16 protein-coding genes and 1 pseudogene are annotated in these 15,937 nt (G+C 62.6%); 2 read left to right on the top strand and 15 right to left on the bottom strand.

Going from position 1 to position 15,937, the window contains the following annotated elements:
- Positions 1 to 15: 15 nt before the first annotated feature.
- From Q0P52_RS12450 to rplM, 8 genes are all read right to left on the bottom strand, one after another.
- Positions 16 to 402, bottom strand: a complete 387-nt coding sequence (locus Q0P52_RS12450; protein WP_293763132.1) for a group II truncated hemoglobin — start codon at positions 400 to 402, stop codon at positions 16 to 18.
- 9 nt (positions 403 to 411) lie between these two features.
- Positions 412 to 1,620 (bottom strand): formate-dependent phosphoribosylglycinamide formyltransferase, encoded by a 1,209-nt coding sequence (purT, locus tag Q0P52_RS12445; protein ID WP_293763096.1) that lies wholly within the window; start codon positions 1,618 to 1,620, stop codon positions 412 to 414.
- A 71-nt stretch (positions 1,621 to 1,691) separates the two neighbouring features.
- Positions 1,692 to 2,948 (bottom strand): D-amino acid dehydrogenase, encoded by a 1,257-nt coding sequence (locus tag Q0P52_RS12440; RefSeq protein ID WP_293763098.1) that lies wholly within the window; start codon positions 2,946 to 2,948, stop codon positions 1,692 to 1,694.
- Between the two features lie 115 nt (positions 2,949 to 3,063).
- Positions 3,064 to 3,933, bottom strand: a complete 870-nt coding sequence (locus Q0P52_RS12435; RefSeq protein WP_293763100.1) for a CheR family methyltransferase — start codon at positions 3,931 to 3,933, stop codon at positions 3,064 to 3,066.
- A gap of 83 nt (positions 3,934 to 4,016) precedes the next feature.
- Complete coding sequence (gene erpA / locus Q0P52_RS12430; protein ID WP_293763103.1) at positions 4,017 to 4,364, bottom strand: iron-sulfur cluster insertion protein ErpA; 348 nt, start codon at positions 4,362 to 4,364, stop codon at positions 4,017 to 4,019.
- 102 nt (positions 4,365 to 4,466) lie between these two features.
- Positions 4,467 to 5,510 carry an N-acetyl-gamma-glutamyl-phosphate reductase gene (argC, locus tag Q0P52_RS12425; RefSeq protein ID WP_293763106.1) on the bottom strand — a complete coding sequence of 348 codons (1,044 nt, stop codon included), beginning with the start codon at positions 5,508 to 5,510 and terminating at the stop codon, positions 4,467 to 4,469.
- Between the two features lie 155 nt (positions 5,511 to 5,665).
- The gene (gene rpsI / locus Q0P52_RS12420) at positions 5,666 to 6,058 is read right to left on the bottom strand and encodes a 30S ribosomal protein S9 (protein WP_293763109.1); all 393 of its coding nucleotides are present in this window, start codon (positions 6,056 to 6,058) and stop codon (positions 5,666 to 5,668) included.
- A gap of 9 nt (positions 6,059 to 6,067) precedes the next feature.
- Positions 6,068 to 6,502: a 50S ribosomal protein L13 gene (rplM, locus tag Q0P52_RS12415; protein WP_293763112.1), complete on the bottom strand. Its 435-nt coding sequence runs from the start codon at positions 6,500 to 6,502 to the stop codon at positions 6,068 to 6,070.
- Positions 6,503 to 6,756: 254 nt separating this feature from the next.
- Here rplM and Q0P52_RS12410 point away from each other — a divergent pair, with 254 nt between their 5' ends.
- Positions 6,757 to 6,981: a hypothetical protein gene (locus Q0P52_RS12410; RefSeq protein ID WP_293813719.1), complete on the top strand. Its 225-nt coding sequence runs from the start codon at positions 6,757 to 6,759 to the stop codon at positions 6,979 to 6,981.
- 33 nt (positions 6,982 to 7,014) lie between these two features.
- Here the strand turns inward: Q0P52_RS12410 and deoD are convergent, their stop codons facing one another.
- The 7 genes from deoD to mutY all read right to left on the bottom strand — a co-directional run bounded on the left by deoD (position 7,015) and on the right by mutY (position 15,425).
- Positions 7,015 to 7,725 carry a purine-nucleoside phosphorylase gene (gene deoD, locus Q0P52_RS12405; protein WP_293763115.1) on the bottom strand — a complete coding sequence of 237 codons (711 nt, stop codon included), beginning with the start codon at positions 7,723 to 7,725 and terminating at the stop codon, positions 7,015 to 7,017.
- 39 nt (positions 7,726 to 7,764) lie between these two features.
- Complete coding sequence (locus Q0P52_RS12400; protein WP_293763118.1) at positions 7,765 to 8,979, bottom strand: phosphopentomutase; 1,215 nt, start codon at positions 8,977 to 8,979, stop codon at positions 7,765 to 7,767.
- Positions 8,980 to 8,995: 16 nt separating this feature from the next.
- Positions 8,996 to 10,321 (bottom strand): thymidine phosphorylase, encoded by a 1,326-nt coding sequence (gene deoA / locus Q0P52_RS12395; protein ID WP_293763121.1) that lies wholly within the window; start codon positions 10,319 to 10,321, stop codon positions 8,996 to 8,998.
- 235 nt (positions 10,322 to 10,556) lie between these two features.
- Positions 10,557 to 11,324 carry a deoxyribose-phosphate aldolase gene (deoC, locus tag Q0P52_RS12390; protein WP_293763123.1) on the bottom strand — a complete coding sequence of 256 codons (768 nt, stop codon included), beginning with the start codon at positions 11,322 to 11,324 and terminating at the stop codon, positions 10,557 to 10,559.
- 280 nt (positions 11,325 to 11,604) lie between these two features.
- Positions 11,605 to 12,024 (bottom strand): NUDIX hydrolase, encoded by a 420-nt coding sequence (locus Q0P52_RS12385; protein ID WP_293763125.1) that lies wholly within the window; start codon positions 12,022 to 12,024, stop codon positions 11,605 to 11,607.
- Between the two features lie 6 nt (positions 12,025 to 12,030).
- Positions 12,031 to 14,235 (bottom strand): bifunctional (p)ppGpp synthetase/guanosine-3',5'-bis(diphosphate) 3'-pyrophosphohydrolase, encoded by a 2,205-nt coding sequence (locus tag Q0P52_RS12380; RefSeq protein ID WP_293763127.1) that lies wholly within the window; start codon positions 14,233 to 14,235, stop codon positions 12,031 to 12,033.
- Positions 14,236 to 14,381: 146 nt separating this feature from the next.
- Positions 14,382 to 15,425 carry an A/G-specific adenine glycosylase gene (gene mutY / locus Q0P52_RS12375; protein WP_293763130.1) on the bottom strand — a complete coding sequence of 348 codons (1,044 nt, stop codon included), beginning with the start codon at positions 15,423 to 15,425 and terminating at the stop codon, positions 14,382 to 14,384.
- 114 nt (positions 15,426 to 15,539) lie between these two features.
- Between mutY and Q0P52_RS12370 the strand changes: the two are divergent.
- Positions 15,540 to 15,937 (top strand): annotated as a pseudogene (locus Q0P52_RS12370) (hypothetical protein); the annotation flags it as partial.

Below are 15,937 nucleotides of genomic sequence, written 5' to 3'. Positions count from 1 at the left end.
CCCTTGCGGGCAGGCCTAGCCCTGCCCTTCGTCCCGATTGCGCATGAAATCGGCGGTGTTGTAGAAGGCCTCCAGCAATTTGGCCTTCAACCAGTCTTCCACCAGCAGTTCATTCACTGCCTTGCTCATGCAGTACATCCACTGGTCGCGCGCCTCGCCATCCACGGCGAACGGCATATGGCGCATGCGCAAACGCGGATGACCAAACGCCTCCATATACAGCGACGGGCCACCCAGCCAGCCAGACAGAAACATGAACAGCTTCTGCCGCGAACCGGCCAGATCGGCCGGGTGCATGTCGCGCAGCGGCTTGACTGACGGGTCGCTGTCCATGATGTCGTAGAAGCGATCGGTCAGCCAGCGCACCACGCCCTCGCCGCCCATCAGCTCGTAAGGGGTCATCTCCTGCACTTACGCCCCCTTGCCCGTTACCGGCTTCACCAGCGAGGCCGCCAGCCGCGCCCGCTCGCGCGCGGTATCGACATCGTCGGCATAAGCGACGGCCACGCCCATGCGGCGGCGCACGAAGCTCTCGGGTTTGCCGAACAGGCGCAAATCCGCGCCAGGCACGGCCAAGGCTTCAGCCACACCCTCAAAGGCAATGCCTTGCGCTTCCATGCCGCCGTAAATCACGGCCGAAGCGCCGGCGGTGCGCAGCCCGGCGTCCACCGGCAAGCCGAGAATGGCGCGCGCGTGCAACTCAAACTCCGAGAAACGCTGCGTGGCCAGCGTTACCAGCCCGGTATCGTGCGGACGCGGGCTGACCTCGGAAAACCACACCTGATCGCCCTTGATGAACAGCTCCACGCCAAACAGACCCCGGCCACCCAAGGCATCAGTCACCGCCTTGGCCATTTCGCGGGATCGCAGCAAGGCCAGTTCGCTCATCGGCTGTGGCTGCCAGCTCTCCACATAGTCGCCGCTTTGTTGCAGATGGCCCACTGGCGCGCAGAAATGAGTGGCGATGCCGCCCTCGCCATCGCTGGCACGCACGGTCAGTTGGGTAATTTCGTAATCAAAATCGATAAAGCCCTCGACAATCACGCGACCCTTGTCCACCCGGCCAGCGCTCACCGCGTATTCCCAGGCGCGGGCCACATCGTCCGGCCCCTTGAGCAGGCTCTGGCCCTTGCCGCTGGAAGACATCACCGGCTTCACCAGGCAGGGGTAGCCGATGCCGGCATCGATGGCTGCCTGCAACTCCTGCAGTGAAGAAGCGAAAGCATAGGGCGAAGTGGGCAGGCCCAGCTCTTCCGCCGCCAGACGGCGAATGCCTTCGCGATTCATGGTGAGATTGGCGGCGCGCGCAGTGGGGATGACCTCGGCAATGCCGTCCGCCTCGATCCGCAACAGTTCTTCAGTGGCAATAGCCTCGATCTCCGGCACGATCAGGTGCGGCTTCACCTGCTCGACCAGGCTGCGCAAGGCCGCGGCGTCGGACATGTTGATCACATGGCTTTCATGCGCCACTTGCATGGCCGGCGCGCCGGCATAGCGGTCAACGGCGATGGTTTCCACGCCCAGACGTTGCAGGGCGATGGTCACTTCCTTGCCCAGTTCGCCGCTGCCCAGCAACATGACGCGCAGTGCGGAAGGGCTGCGAGGGGTACCGATTTGCATGGTGAATCTCCATGATGGGGTGTCTGGCGCGCATGGTAGCACAGCGCCTTCCCCGCGCCGGCTGACGCGGCTCAAACACCCAGAAAGGAAAAAGGAATCTCCGGTCGGCGGCCGGATATCAGTTCGGCCAGCGCGCGCCCGCTGCCCGGGCCCTCCGTCCAGCCCAGCGTGCCGTGGCCGGTATTAAGATAGAGGTTGGGACAAGCGCTGCGGCCAATCAGCGGCACATTGCCCGGCGTTGCCGGGCGCAGGCCGGTCCAGAATTCGGGCGCGTCCCAATCAGCCGCTTCGGGCAACAAGGTCCGCGCCTGCCGGATCAAGGCTGCGCAACGCACCGGGTTCAGCGAGCTGGAATACCCCGCCAACTCGGCGGTGCCAGCCACGCGCAGGCGGCCGCCAAGACGGGAGACGACAATCTTGTTGGCTTCATCGGTAATACTGACCAAGGGCGCCACAGCGCCTTCCCGTACCGCGAGTGTGGCCGAGTAGCCCTTGGCCGGATAAATGGGCAAGCGCAGCCCCAGCGGCGCGGTCAGCAAGGGCGAATGACTGCCCAAGGCCAGCACGTAGACATCGGCGCGCAGACTGGCGAAATGGCCGTCCGGCTGGGTGATGGATACGCCGGCCACTTGCCGTCCATCACTCTCCAGCGCATTGACGCGGGTATTGAAGCGGAAGCGCACGCCCAGGCCGGCGGCGCGCTCGGCCAATTGACGGGTAAACAGGTGCACGTCGCCCGACTCGTCCGAAGCGCAATAAGTGGCGGCGGACAATTGCGGGGCCATAGCGGCCAGCGCGGGCTCAATCCGCGCCAACTCGTCAGGCGTGATCAACTGCTTGTCGATGCCGAAAGCCTGCATGCGGCGGGCGATGCGCTCCGCCTCGCGCGCTTCGGCCAACGTGCGCAGCAAGGTGACGATGCCGCGCGTCTGCTGGTCGTAGGCCAGGCCCAGCTCCCGGCGCAAGTCTTGCAGCGTTTGCCGGCTGTACAAACCCAGCGCCAACATCTGCGACATATTGTGCTGAAAGCGCCCCGGCAGGCATTCCCGCAAAAACTGCAGACACCAACGCCACTGGGCGGGCTCCAATCGCGGGCGGAACAACAAGGGCGCATCGTCGCGCAGCAACCACTTGAGCACTTTCCACGGCGCGCCAGGCTGTGCCCAGGGTTCGGATTGGCTGACGGAAATCTGCCCGCCATTTGCAAAACTGGTTTCCCGCCCGACCCCGTCAGCACGGTCCACCACCTCCACCTCGTGCCCCTCGCGCGCCAGAAACCAGGCAGTAGACACCCCCACCACCCCCGCGCCCAGCACCACAACCTTCATGAGGTATCGCCTTTCTCTACTTGCAACGGAAAACGGGCAAGATGTCTTGCCCGTTCAGTGCATGACCCGCCTTGCGGATCATTTTGCCAGCGCGCAGTCCGCGCCGGCATCGGGACTATCCCTGCTTTTTCGCCGCGTGCTGGTACACGGTTTTGCCGCGCAACTGGAAATAGTCGCTGGCGAAGTAGAAGTTTTCCGAATGGCCGACAAACAACAAGCCGTCCGGCTTGAGCAGCGGCGCGAACTTCTTCAACACGCCAAACTGTGTATCGCGATCGAAATAAATCATCACGTTGCGGCAGAAAATGGCGTCGAACTGCTTGCGCAAAGACCACGTCGCGTCAATCAGATTCAGCCGCTGGAAGGTGATCATGCTGCGCAGCACCTGCTTGGCCTGGAAGTTGCCGTCCGGCAACTTGTCAAAGTACTTGGCGGCATAGCCGGCCGGCAGCTTGGCCACTTTCTCGGCGGCGTAAATGCCTTTGCGGCCGGTTTCCAGCACCAGTGTATCCAGATCGGTGGCGATAATGCTGATGGCCGGCTTGTGACCGCTGGGGAAGGCTTCCAGCGCGGTAATGGCCAGCGAGTAAGGCTCTTCGCCGGTGGAAGAGGCCGCGCACCAGATGGACAACTCGCTGGCGCCGGCGGCGGCGCGGCTCTTCAGGTGTTCGGCCAACAAGGGGAAGTGATGCTCTTCACGGAAAAAGAAGGTGAGATTGGTGGTGAGCGCGTTGACGAACTGCTCGAACTCGCGCTTGCCGCTGACCGACTCGAGAAAATCGACATAGGCGGCAAAACTGGTCAGCTTCAGCTCGCGGATGCGCCGCACCAGCCGGCCATACACCATGTCCTTTTTGGAAGGGTTGAGCGAAATGCCCGCTTCTTTGTAAATCAGCTTGCGGATACGTTCGAAATCCTGGTCGCTGAAAGCGAATTCGCGATTGAATTCCACTTTGGGCAACACGATGGGCGGCAGCTTGTTCATTGTCGTTTCTCCCCGCGCAAAAAAAGCCCGGACTTTGAAGCCCGGGCTTTCATTCTAAACCTTTTTGCACCCGCCGCAGCGATTTACACCGAGAAGGACGAGCCGCAACCGCAAGTGGTGACGGCATTCGGGTTGCGGATAACGAACTGGGAGCCTTCCAGGCTTTCCTGATAGTCGATTTCCGCGCCCACCAGATACTGGTAGCTCATCGGGTCAACCAGGAAGGTAACGCCGGAACGCTCGATGGCGGTGTCGTCATCGTTGGCCAGTTCATCGAAGGTAAAGCCGTACTGGAAACCGGAGCAACCGCCGCCGGTAACAAATACGCGCAGTTTCAGATCCGGATTGCCCTCTTCCGCGATCAGATCCTGCACCTTGGCGCAGGCGCTGTCAGTGAAGTTGATCGGGATCGGCATTTCGTTTGCAGACATTCATTCACCTCGCAATTCGCATTTCGGGCCGGATTGCCGGCCATTCACCTAGTATTTTAGTCGGATATCAGGGCGAATGGCGACAATTCAATAGCCCGACAATCAGGGCATCAGCGGCACGATGTCCAGGCCAGCGTTTTCCGGCAGACCGAACATCAGATTCATGGTTTGCACCGCTTGGCCAGAGGCACCCTTCACCAGGTTGTCTTCCACCACCAGCACGATCAGCAGGTCGCCATTGCCCGGACGGTGCACGGCAATGCGCACAGTGTTGGATCCGCGCACACTGCGGGTTTCCGGGTGACTGCCCGCCGGCAGCACATCGACAAAATGCTCGTCGGCGTAGCGCTGCTCAAACAGGGCCTGGAAGTCCGTGTCCATCGCTTCCGGCTTGATGCGGGCGTATAGCGTGGAGTGGATGCCGCGGATCATCGGCGTCAGGTGCGGCACGAAAGTGAGTTTGACCGGGCCGCCGTGGATGGCGGACAAGCCCTGCTCGATTTCCGGTGAGTGACGATGGCCTTTCACGGCGTACGCCTTGAAATTGTCGCCCGCTTCGGCCAGCAAGGCACCCACTTCGGCCTTGCGGCCTGCGCCCGACACGCCGGACTTGCAGTCGGCAATCAGGGTCTGGGTATCCACCAGTTGCGCGCCGTTTTCCAGCAAGGGCAGCAAACCCAGTTGCACGGTTGTAGGGTAGCAGCCGGCCATGCCCACCACTCGCGCGGTCTTCAGGGCTTCACGGTTGACTTCCGGCAGGCCGTACACCGCTTCGGCCAACAGGTCGGTACAGCCATGTTCCATGGCATACCACTGCTGGAACACGGCCGGGTCTTTCAGACGGAAGTCGGCAGCGAGATCGATCACCTTGACGCCCGCGGCCAGCAGTTCGCGCGCTTGCGCCATGGCCACACCGTGCGGAGTGGCGAAGAACACGACGTCGCAAGCTGTCAGCGGCGTGTCGTCCGGCGCGGAAAAAGCCACATCCACGCGACCTCGCAAGCTGGGGAACATCTCGGCCACCTTCATGCCGGCCTCCTTGCGGGAGGTCACGGCCACGACCTGGGCTTCAGGGTGCCCGGCCAGAAGACGCAAGAGTTCGACCCCGGTGTAACCGGTGCCGCCGACGATGCCCACCTTGATCATGCTGCACTTCCTTGTATAAAAAAACGTCGCAAAAGCGACAGTCTAGAGACTAGGGCACCGCATTGCAACATGCGATTTCCCCCAATCGGCAAGCATGGGCGGCAAAAGCAAAAAGCCGCCCGAGGGCGGCTTTTTGTGGAAACAAATCCCGGCGATTAACGCTTGGAGAATTGCTTGGCGCGGCGGGCCTTGCGCAGACCAACCTTCTTACGTTCAACTTCGCGAGCGTCACGGGTAACGTAACCAGCTGCGGAGAGAGCGGACTTCAGCGCTGCGTCGAATTCGATCAGGGCGCGGGTGATGCCGTGACGAACTGCGCCGGCTTGACCGGTTTCGCCGCCACCAATCACATTGACCTTGATGTCGAAGGATTCGAGGTTCTCGGTCAGAACCAGCGGCTGGCGGATAACCATGCGGCCGGTTTCACGGGAGAAGTACTCGTCAACCGGCTTGCCGTTAACAACGATCTGGCCGGAACCCTTTTGCATGAACACGCGAGCTACGGAGCTCTTGCGACGGCCAGTGCCGTAGTAGTATTTACCGTTCATCTCTTAGCCTTAAAAACGAAATTCCAGCGCTTGGGGCTGCTGGGCGGTGTGCGGATGCTCGGAGCCAGCGTACACCTTGAGCTTCTTGATCATGGCGTAACCCAGCGGGCCCTTCGGCAGCATGCCCTTCACGGCCTTCTCCAGAACGCGTTCCGGGAACTGGTTTTGCAGTTCGGTAAAGGAGCGTTCGTAGATACCGCCCGGGAAACCGGAGTGACGGTAGTACTTCTTGTCCTGGGCTTTGGCGCCAGTAACACGCAGCTTGTCGACGTTGACTACAACGATGTAGTCACCGGTATCAACGTGCGGGGTGTATTCCGGCTTGTGCTTGCCACGCAGACGGTAGGCGATTTCAGCGGCGAGGCGACCCAGCACCTTGTCTTCCGCGTCAACCACGAACCACTCGCGCTTCACCTCATGCGGCTTAGCAGAAAAGGTCTTCATGGAACTCTTCCATCGTAATTCTTGAAAGTTACGGATTCTATTACAGGCTCATTTCCGCTGTCAAACCATTGTGCGGCAAAGAAATTGACGAGGGGCAAAGCGGGCCTGAAAGCGGGCTATTTTGCCACACTTCCGGGGTTTTCAGCCGTTAGGGCGGCATTTGGAAAAAAAAAAGGCGCAATCCATTCTGATTGCGCCAAGTTCCACCTAAAAGAAGGAGGATGGAGGAGACAACACCAAAACGCACACATTGCATGCAACGTCCTGATGCAGACTTCATTATCAGGAGGCGTTTTCAATTTGGCAAGGCTTTTTGTGCAGTGCACGATAAATTCGAGGCATGCGCACAACAGCCCTTGACTGGAGGCTGCCAATTGGCGGAAAAGCCCACTGGACGCGGGCTTTCCGATTTACTCACGCTGCAGGTCAAGGTGTTTTCACCTGCCTTTCACGCCCCAAAATCGGGCATTACGCCCTGAAATTGTGCAGACGCAGCAAAGCCGTATTGGCGCTTACAGCTTGATGGCGGTATCCAGCGCAATCTCCATCATGTCGCGGAATGTGGTCTGCCGTTCTTCGGCCGACGTCGCCTCGCCGGTGGGAATGATGTCCGATACGGTGAGTATGCCCAGCGCGCGCGCGCCGTACTGGGCCGCCACGCTGTAAATGCCGGCCAGCTCCATCTCGATCACCTGCACATTCATTTTTTCCAGCACGCCCAGCATTTCCGGCTGCACGCCATAGAACAGATCGGCCGAGAAGACATTGCCCACGGTGACGCTCTTGCCTTGTTCCGCGGCGGTGTCCATGGCGGCGCGCAGCAGGTGGTAGTCGGCGGTGGCGGCATAGTCGTGATCGTTGAAGCGCATGCGGTTGACCTTGCTGTCCGTGCTGGCGCCGATGGCGATGTAGAGCTCGCGCAACCGGGTCTTGGCGCTTACCGCGCCACAGGAACCGATGCGGATGATGTTCTTCACGCCGTAGTCTTTCACCAGCTCGGTGGTGTAGATACTGGCGGAAGGGATGCCCATGCCATGTGCCATCACCGACAGGCGCTTGCCTTTGTAGCTGCCGGTGAAGCCAAGCATATTGCGCACATTGGTCACTTCGCGCGCGTCTTGCAAAAAGGTTTCGGCGATCATTTTGGCGCGCAGCGGGTCGCCCGGCATCAGGACGGTTTCGGCGAAATCGCCCTGCTGGGCGTTGATATGCGGAGTCGGCATCGGGTTTTCCTTGTCGTGATATGAGGTTCGGTGCGGCGGTCAGTGCAGAAAGTCGACGCCGTAGTCCATGGGCGGCAAGCCCAGATGACGGGCCACGGTCTGGCCGATGTCGGCGAAGGTGGCGCGCTCGCCAATGGCGCCGGCCGGCACGCCGGGGCCATAGCACAACACCGGAATGTGTTCGCGGGTGTGATCGGTACCGGCCCAGGTGGGGTCGCAGCCATGGTCGGCGGACAAGATCAGGATGTCGTCCGGCCCCAGCGCAGCCATGACTTCCGGCAGGCGGGCGTCGAACTCTTCCAGCGCGCTGGCATAGCCCGCCACATCGCGGCGATGACCGTAGCTGGAGTCGAAATCAACAAAATTGGCCATGATGATGGCGCGCTCGTCGCTGGCCGCCATCGCCGTCAGCGTGGCGTCCCACAACTGATCGAAGCCGGTGGCCTTGTGCTTTTCCGTGATGCCGACATGGGCGTAAATGTCGGCGATCTTGCCGATGGACACGACCCTGCCCCCGTATTCGGCCAACCTTTGCAACACGGTGGGAGATGGCGGCGGCACTGCGAGGTCCTTGCGGTTGCCGGTGCGGCTGAAGCGCCCCTTGCCGTCGCCGACGAAGGGGCGAGCGATCACGCGGCCGATGTTATAGGGCGCCAGCGCCTCGCGGGTGATGCGGCACAGTTCGTACAGGCGCTCAAGGCCATAGGTCTCTTCATGACAGGCAATCTGGAATACCGAGTCGGCCGAGGTATAGAAAATCGGCTTGCCGGTTCGCATGTGTTCCTCGCCCAGGCGATCGAGAATCTCGGTGCCTGAGGCGTGGCAATTGCCCAGATAGCCGACCAGGCCGGCGCGTTCGGTAATCTCATCCAGCAAAGCTGGCGGGAAGCTGTTTTCCTTGTCGGTAAAATATCCCCAGTCGAACAGCACCGGCACGCCGGCGATTTCCCAGTGCCCGGACGGGGTGTCCTTGCCGCTGGAAATCTCCTTGGCGTAGCCATAGGCGGCGATGGGTTCGGCCTTGTCCATGCCTTCCGGAAAGTATCCGGAAGACAGCTGGCAGGCATGCCCCAGGCCCAGCCGTGACAGATTGGGCAAGCGCAAGGGGCCGCTGCGGCCCTTGTCGGCCCTGCCCGCGGCCGCTTCCATGGCGATATGTCCCAGCGTATTGCTGCCGGTGTCGCCGAAACGGGGGGCATCGGCGGCGGCGCCAATACCCAGCGAGTCCAGAATCAGAATGATAGCGCGTTGCATGACGCTCTCCGGTTGATCAGGCGGAACGGATGGTCTGGTAGACCAGCGGCGGCAAGGATGGTGCGGTCGGCGTCAGACTGACGGCGGCGCGCACGCGGCGCTCCGCCTCCGCAAACCCGGCCTCGTCGGCGGCGTGAACGAACAGCAGCGGCGTATCCGCTTCAATCCGCGCGCCCAGCTCGACAAAACCGGACAAGCCCACGCGATAGTCCAGCTGATCGCCGGACTGGCGGCGGCCACCGCCCAGGGCACAGACGGCCATGCCCAGACCGCGCGTGTCCATGCCGCCGACAAAACCACTGCCTCCAGCATATACCGGGCGTACGATGGGCGCAGGCGCGAGGTAACGATCGTAATGCTCCAGGAAGTCCACCGGACCGCCCAGCTCGCTGACCATGCGACCGAAAATCTCAGCAGCGCGGCCGGAATCCAGCGCCACGGTCAGACGCGCGCGGGCATCTGCCTCATCGCTGGCAAGCCCGCTGGCCAGAAGCATTTCGGCGCACAAAGCCATGGTGACCTCATGCAAGCGCGGGTTGCGCTCATCGCCCATGAGATAGCGCACCGCTTCACGGGTTTCGATGCTGTTGCCGGCCGTGGACGCCAAGGGCTGGCTCATGTCGGTAATCAGCGCGCTGGTGGCCACGCCCGCGCCGCAGCCCACTTCCACGATGCGTCGAGCCAGCTCTTCCGAATCCGCCAGCGTGGGCATGAACGCACCGCTGCCGGCCTTGACGTCCATCACCAGCACATCCAGCCCGGCCGCCAGCTTCTTGGAGAGGATGGAGGCGGTGATCAGCGCGATGGATTCCACTGTGGCAGTGATATCGCGCGTGGCGTAGAAGCGACGATCGGCGGGCGCGAGGTCCGCCGTTTGCCCGATGATGGCCACGCCGATGTCCTTCACTACCTGGCGGAAACGCTCGGGCGCGGGAAAGGGGTCGTAACCCGGAATGGCGGACAGCTTGTCCAGCGTGCCGCCGGTATGGCCAAGGCCCCGACCGGAGATCATGGGTACGAAGCCGCCGCAGGCCGCCACCATGGGGCCCAGCATCAGCGATACCACATCGCCCACGCCGCCGGTAGAGTGCTTGTCCAGCATCGGGCCGGGCAGTTGCAGATCATCCCAGCGCATGCGGCGGCCGGAGTCGCGCATGGCCAACGCCAGATCCACGTTTTCTTCCAGCTCCATACCGCGGAAATACACCGCCATGGCCAGAGCGGCGATCTGGCTTTCCGCCACGCTGTTGTCGGTGATGCCGGCGACGAAGCGGCGGATATCGTCGGCGCTCAGGCGTTGGCCGTCGCGTTTCTTACGAATGACTTCCTGTGGCAGGAACATGTTTTTCTCCCGTTCGACGCCGGCTGCGCCAGTGTCAAAACAAGGTTGGCCGAAGCGGGGCTTCGGCCAACCGGTGATGCCGCACCAAGCGCAGCATATTGCCGCGAGGCGCCTGGCGGTGATCAAACCCGCCGACAAAACCCTGATGCTGCATTACGCCGCCTTGCCGTACAACGGGCGCTACCGTGTCGGCGCGCCCGGGCTCAGGGACACGGCGCGGTTTTGTCAGCGGCTATTAGTAACCGGCGACCGGATTGGCCTGTCCGCCAGCGATCTCTGCTTGCAGATTGCCCAAAAGCGCGGATGCGCCAAAACGGAAGCGCGCCGGCGCAACCCATTCCGCGCCGAGGATGTGCTCGGCCAGATCAATGTACTCGGCCGCTTCGGCGGCAGTGCGCACGCCGCCCGCCGCCTTGAAACCGCAGACGCCGCCCGTGGCGCGGATAGCGGTCAGCATGATGCCGGCGGCCTCCAGCGTGGCGTTGACCGGCACCTTGCCGGTGGAGGTTTTGATGAAATCCGCGCCGGCCTCGATGGCGATCAGGCTGGCCTGGCGGATCAGGGCCGGGTCTTTCAGCTCGCCGCTCTCGATGATGACTTTCAACTGGACGTCGCCGCAGGCTTCCTTGCAGGCGGCCACCAGCTCTGCGCCGACTTCCGCATTGCCGGCCATCAGCGCACGGTAGGGAAACACCACATCCACCTCATCCGCGCCAGCCGCGACTGCGGCGGCGGTTTCTGCCGCGGCGGCTGCGACATCGTCACCACCAGCAGGGAAGTTGGTGACCGTGGCCACTTTCACGTGAGTCAGCCCCAGCCCGGCCAGGGTCTGACGCGCAATCGGCACAAAACGGGGAAACACGCATACTGCCGCCACGGTGCCGGCCTCGCTGGCGGCCTTGCGGCACAGCGCCGCCACCTTGTCGTCGGTGTCGTCATCGTTAAGGGTGGTGAGGTCCATCATGGACAGGGCGCGGCGCGCGGCGGCGATGAGTTCGGACATGGCGTTTTCCTGCGTATTCGGGGCTTGCTTGCCGGCCCGGCCGGCAGCCAGGGGCAAAGGATGAAGGGAGTGATTATGAAAATATCTTCAGATGAAATCAATGACGTTGAACAAGCGGCGACGTCTTCGTCAGCCCGGCATGGCAAGCCCGGCGGAATGCAGGGCGGTCGACAAACTCCCGGTGCTGCGTTGCGCTTCCCTGCCGTACTCAAGCCCAGCCTGCGGCGGCGCGCCTTGCCTCGGTCGCGATACTGATTTTTGTCAGCCGCTTTTATGCCGATTACTCGGCAAGGCTCGACAAATACTCGCGCAAACGCTGCTGCAGGTAAGGTACGGCGGCGCTCAGGCTCAGGTAGTCGTCCACCGGCATCCATTGCCAGCGCTGGCCCTCGTCGCCAAAGCGGATGGACGCCGCCTGCTCGTCGTCCAGTTCACCCGCCATGAAGTAACTGATCTCGCCCGGACGATGCTGGCTGGGGTAGCTCCGCGTCCAGCGCACTTGGCCGGCACGCAGAGCGATGCCGAACTCCTCGCGCGTTTCCCGCTGCAGGCAGTCAAACGGCCCCTCCTCGCCCTCGCGCCCGCCGCCGGGAAAATCCCAGCAGGCGGCAAACGGCAGGCCGGGCTTGTCGTCGCGCAGGTACACCAGCAAGCGCTTGCGATGAAACAGCGCCGCCTTGCTGCCGCAAAACGAAGCCATCGCCATTCAGACGCGACGGGCGTCCGTCACGCCCGGCAGCTCCATCATGCGCGCCAGTACCCGGCTGATGTCCTGCACATGGCGCACTTCGACGGTAAAACGCATCTTGGCGCGCATGTCGCGCGACAGGGTGTGCACGGCAATGAGATTGAGCTTTTCCCGCGACAATACATCGGAGATGTCGCGCAACAGCCCAGCCCTGTCCATCGACACCACTTCAATATCAATTGGGAACAGGCTGTTTTTCAGCTCGCCCCAGCCGGCGGTGATCATGCGCTCCGGCGCTTCGGCCGACAACCGCTTGAGCGTGAGGCAATTGCTGCGATGAATGGAGATGCCGCGCCCCTTGGTGACGAAGCCCACCACCGCGTCCGGCGGAGCCGGTTTGCAGCACTTGGCCAGCACGGTCATCAGATTGTCCACGCCCTCGATCAGGATGCCGCCGGCGTCCGGCGCGCCCTTGCTGGCCTTGACCAGACTCTCCGGCGCCACGTCGGCCGGCGGCGGCGGGGCGAAACTTTCGATAGCGTTGCTCACCGCGCGGGCGGTCAGCTCGCCATGCCCCATCGCGCCGTACAGCTCATCCAGCTTGGCGTAGCCGAGCTTGTCGGCCAGCGAACTGAGGTTGGGTTGCAGATGCGGATGGCGCGCCAGCTCACGCTCAAACAACTGCTTGCCGGTCTCGCGCACGGTGTCGGCGTTTTGCAGACGGATGTACTGGCGGATCTTGGAGATGGCGCGATGGCTCTTCACCCAGCCATCGTGCAGCCAGTTGACCGACGGGCCACCCTCCTTGGCCGTGATCACTTCCACCCGCTGGCCGTTCTGCAAGGGCGTGGACAAGGGTACGATTTGCCCTTCCACCTTGGCGCCCCGGCAGCGATGACCCAGGCCGGAGTGAATGGCGTAAGCAAAGTCGATGGGCGTGGCGCCGTGCGGCAGCGCCAGCACGCGGCCTTGCGGCGTCAGCACATAAATGGTGTCGGAGAACAGCTCGGTCTTGAAGGCTTCGGCCAAACCTTCGCGGTCGGACATTTCTTCGCGCCAGTCCAGCAACTGGCGCAGCCAGGAGATTTTTTCCTCGTACTGGGCGTCGCCCTTGCCACCTTCTTTATAGCGCCAGTGGGCTGCCACGCCGAATTCAGCGTGCTCGTGCATCTCGAAGGTGCGGATCTGCACCTCCAGCGCCTTGTCCTCCGGGCCGATCACCGCCGTATGCAGGCTGCGATAGTTATTGGCCTTGGGGTGGGAGATGTAGTCGTCGAATTCGCCGGGAATGGGCTGCCACATGCTGTGGATAATGCCCAGCGCCGTGTAGCAATCCTGCATTTTCTCCACCAGGATGCGCACGGCGCGGATGTCGTAAAGCTCGGAAAAATCGAGCTTTTTCTTTTTCATCTTCTTCCAGATGGAATAGATGTGCTTGGGGCGGCCGGCCACTTCGCACTTGACCCCGGCGGCCTTGATTTCGCTGCGCAGGGTTTCCAGCACGCGCTCGATGTAATCGATGCGTTCCAGCCGGCGTTCGTCCAGCAGCTTGGCGATTTTCTTGTAGCTGTCCGGCTCGGTGTGGCGAAAGCCCAGATCTTCCAGCTCCCACTTGATTTGCCACACGCCAAGGCGGTTGGCCAGCGGGGCAAACAGCTCCAGCGTTTCCACGGCAATGCCGCGACGGATGCTCTCATCCTCGACGTGCGACAGGTAGTGCATGGTCTGTGTGCGCCAAGCCAGCTTGATCAGCACCACGCGGATGTCTTCCACCATGGCCAACAGCATCTTGCGCATGGTTTCCGCCTGACGGGCGCGCTCTTCAGGCGTATCCAGCCTGTCGATGCGCGCCAACTCGGTAATGCGGCGCACGCGGCCCACGCCGTCCACCAGCACGGTGATGGTGGGGCCGAACTCGGCGGCCAGCCACTCCTGCCAGTCCGGACGATGATCCGGCACGGCAAACAGCAAGGTGGCGGCAATAGCGTCCGGCAGAAGATTGAGATCGGCGACGATGGCGGCGGAAGACACGGCATGGCTGAACAGGTCTTCGCCGGTGGACGGCAGGCGCTTGTCCTTGTATAGCGCGGCGGCCTCGTCGAAGGCGCGCGCCAGCAGACGGCGATCGTCGTCGCTGAGCGAGGCGGACAGATGCTGCAGCCAACGTTGCGGATCGGCTGCGTCGGCCAGGGTATCGGCCATCGAACGGACTACGGAAACCATATCAACAATTACCCGGATCGAACGTCAATCAACAAGGAAAACAACGGCCCTCAAGCGGGCTTTGCGGCTGAAAAACACCCCTGCGCCAAGCTGTTTCGCCAGCAAGCGGGGCCGGCCTTGCCACGGGGGGATTCGGCGGCGTTTATTCAGGCAGACCACCTGCCAAGCAGCCTTTTTACCGGGGCCGGCAAGCCGGCGTCCAGCGCTTTGGTCAAGTCCAGCCATTGCAGGGCAGCCGCCCCGCCATCGGGATCGGCAAGGCTGTCCACGCGCACCGGCACGGGCGTGATGATCAGACGATAGTGCGTAAACACGTGCTCAAGTTCCGGCCAGGCCGGCAAAACATCGCCCTGTCCATGCATTTGCAACCAGGACTCCACCGCCAGCGAGTCGCTCATTTCCGGCAGCGACAACAAGCCGCCCCAGATACCGCTGTCTGGTCGTCTCTGCAACAGCACGCGCCCCTGATGCACCGCCATCATCATCACGGTATGGCGGGTAGGCAGCGGCCCGCGCGGCTTTCGAGTGGGCAATTCCTGCTGGCGACCTTCTCGCGCAGCCACGCATTCCGCCACCAGCGGGCAGACGGTGCAGGCCGGCTTGCTACGGGTGCAGACCGTGGCCCCCAAGTCCATCATGGCCTGGGTGTACGCCGGCATCGCCGCCGCGTCTTCGGGCAACAGGCTCTCCACCAGCGCCCACAAACGGTTCTCCACCGCTTTCTCGCCAGGAAAGCCGTCCACGCCAAAGGCGCGCGTCGCCACGCGCTTCACATTGCCGTCCAGAATGGCCTCGCGTTGGCCGAAGCAGAAGGCGGCGATGGCCGCCGCCGTTGAGCGCCCCACGCCGGGCAAGCGCTCCAGCTCTGCCCGGGCCGAAGGGAATTGGCCGCCGAAAACCTCCATCACCATGATGGCGGCTTTATGCAAATTACGGGCCCGGGTGTAGTAACCCAGGCCGCTCCACAAGGCCAGCACATCCTCCGCCGGCGCGGCGGCCAGCGCCGCCACATCGGGAAAACGCGCCAGAAAGCGCTGGTAGTAATCCAGCACCGTGGTCACCTGTGTTTGCTGCAGCATGATCTCGGACAGCCACACCCGATAAGGGTCGCTCACCTGCCAGGGCAGATCGTGACGGCCGTAGCTTTGTTGCCAGGCCACCAGACGTTGGGCGAACAGGGGTTGGGACATGTCGGAAATCTTTACGCAATCGAACCGGACATGGTACCGGAAAGCGCCCAAGCCACCAAGCGGCCAACCGGCAAATAGGTTAAAATGAAGGATTACCCAGCAAGGATGTACCCGATGACCAGCTTCCGATCCCGCCAGCGCGCGAACCTGCGCAGAGAACTGCCCCGCGACGCCGCAGACAACGGCAAACCGGGCAGCGACGCCAGCGCGACCCCGGCTTCGGGAGCAGGCACGATTCCCGTCATCCGCAAGCCCGCCGCGCCGCAAGGCGACAATCCGCGCGACCCTTACTCCGCGCGGCGCCCCGGCCCCGCCACTTCCGGGATGAAACAGGACAAGCGCCGCTTCGACAATCGCGACGGCGAGCGCGCTCCGTACCAGCGCGACGACAAGCCCCGTTTCAATAATCGCGACGGCGACCGCGCTCCGTACCAGCGCGACGACAAGCGCCGCTTCGACAATCGCGATGGCGAGCGCGCTCCGTACCAGCGCGACGACAAGCCCCGTTTCAA

This window comes from uncultured Aquitalea sp. (assembly GCF_945957525.1).
GTDB lineage: Bacteria > Pseudomonadota > Gammaproteobacteria > Burkholderiales > Chromobacteriaceae > Aquitalea.
This window is presented reverse-complemented; position numbering and strand designations above follow the sequence as displayed.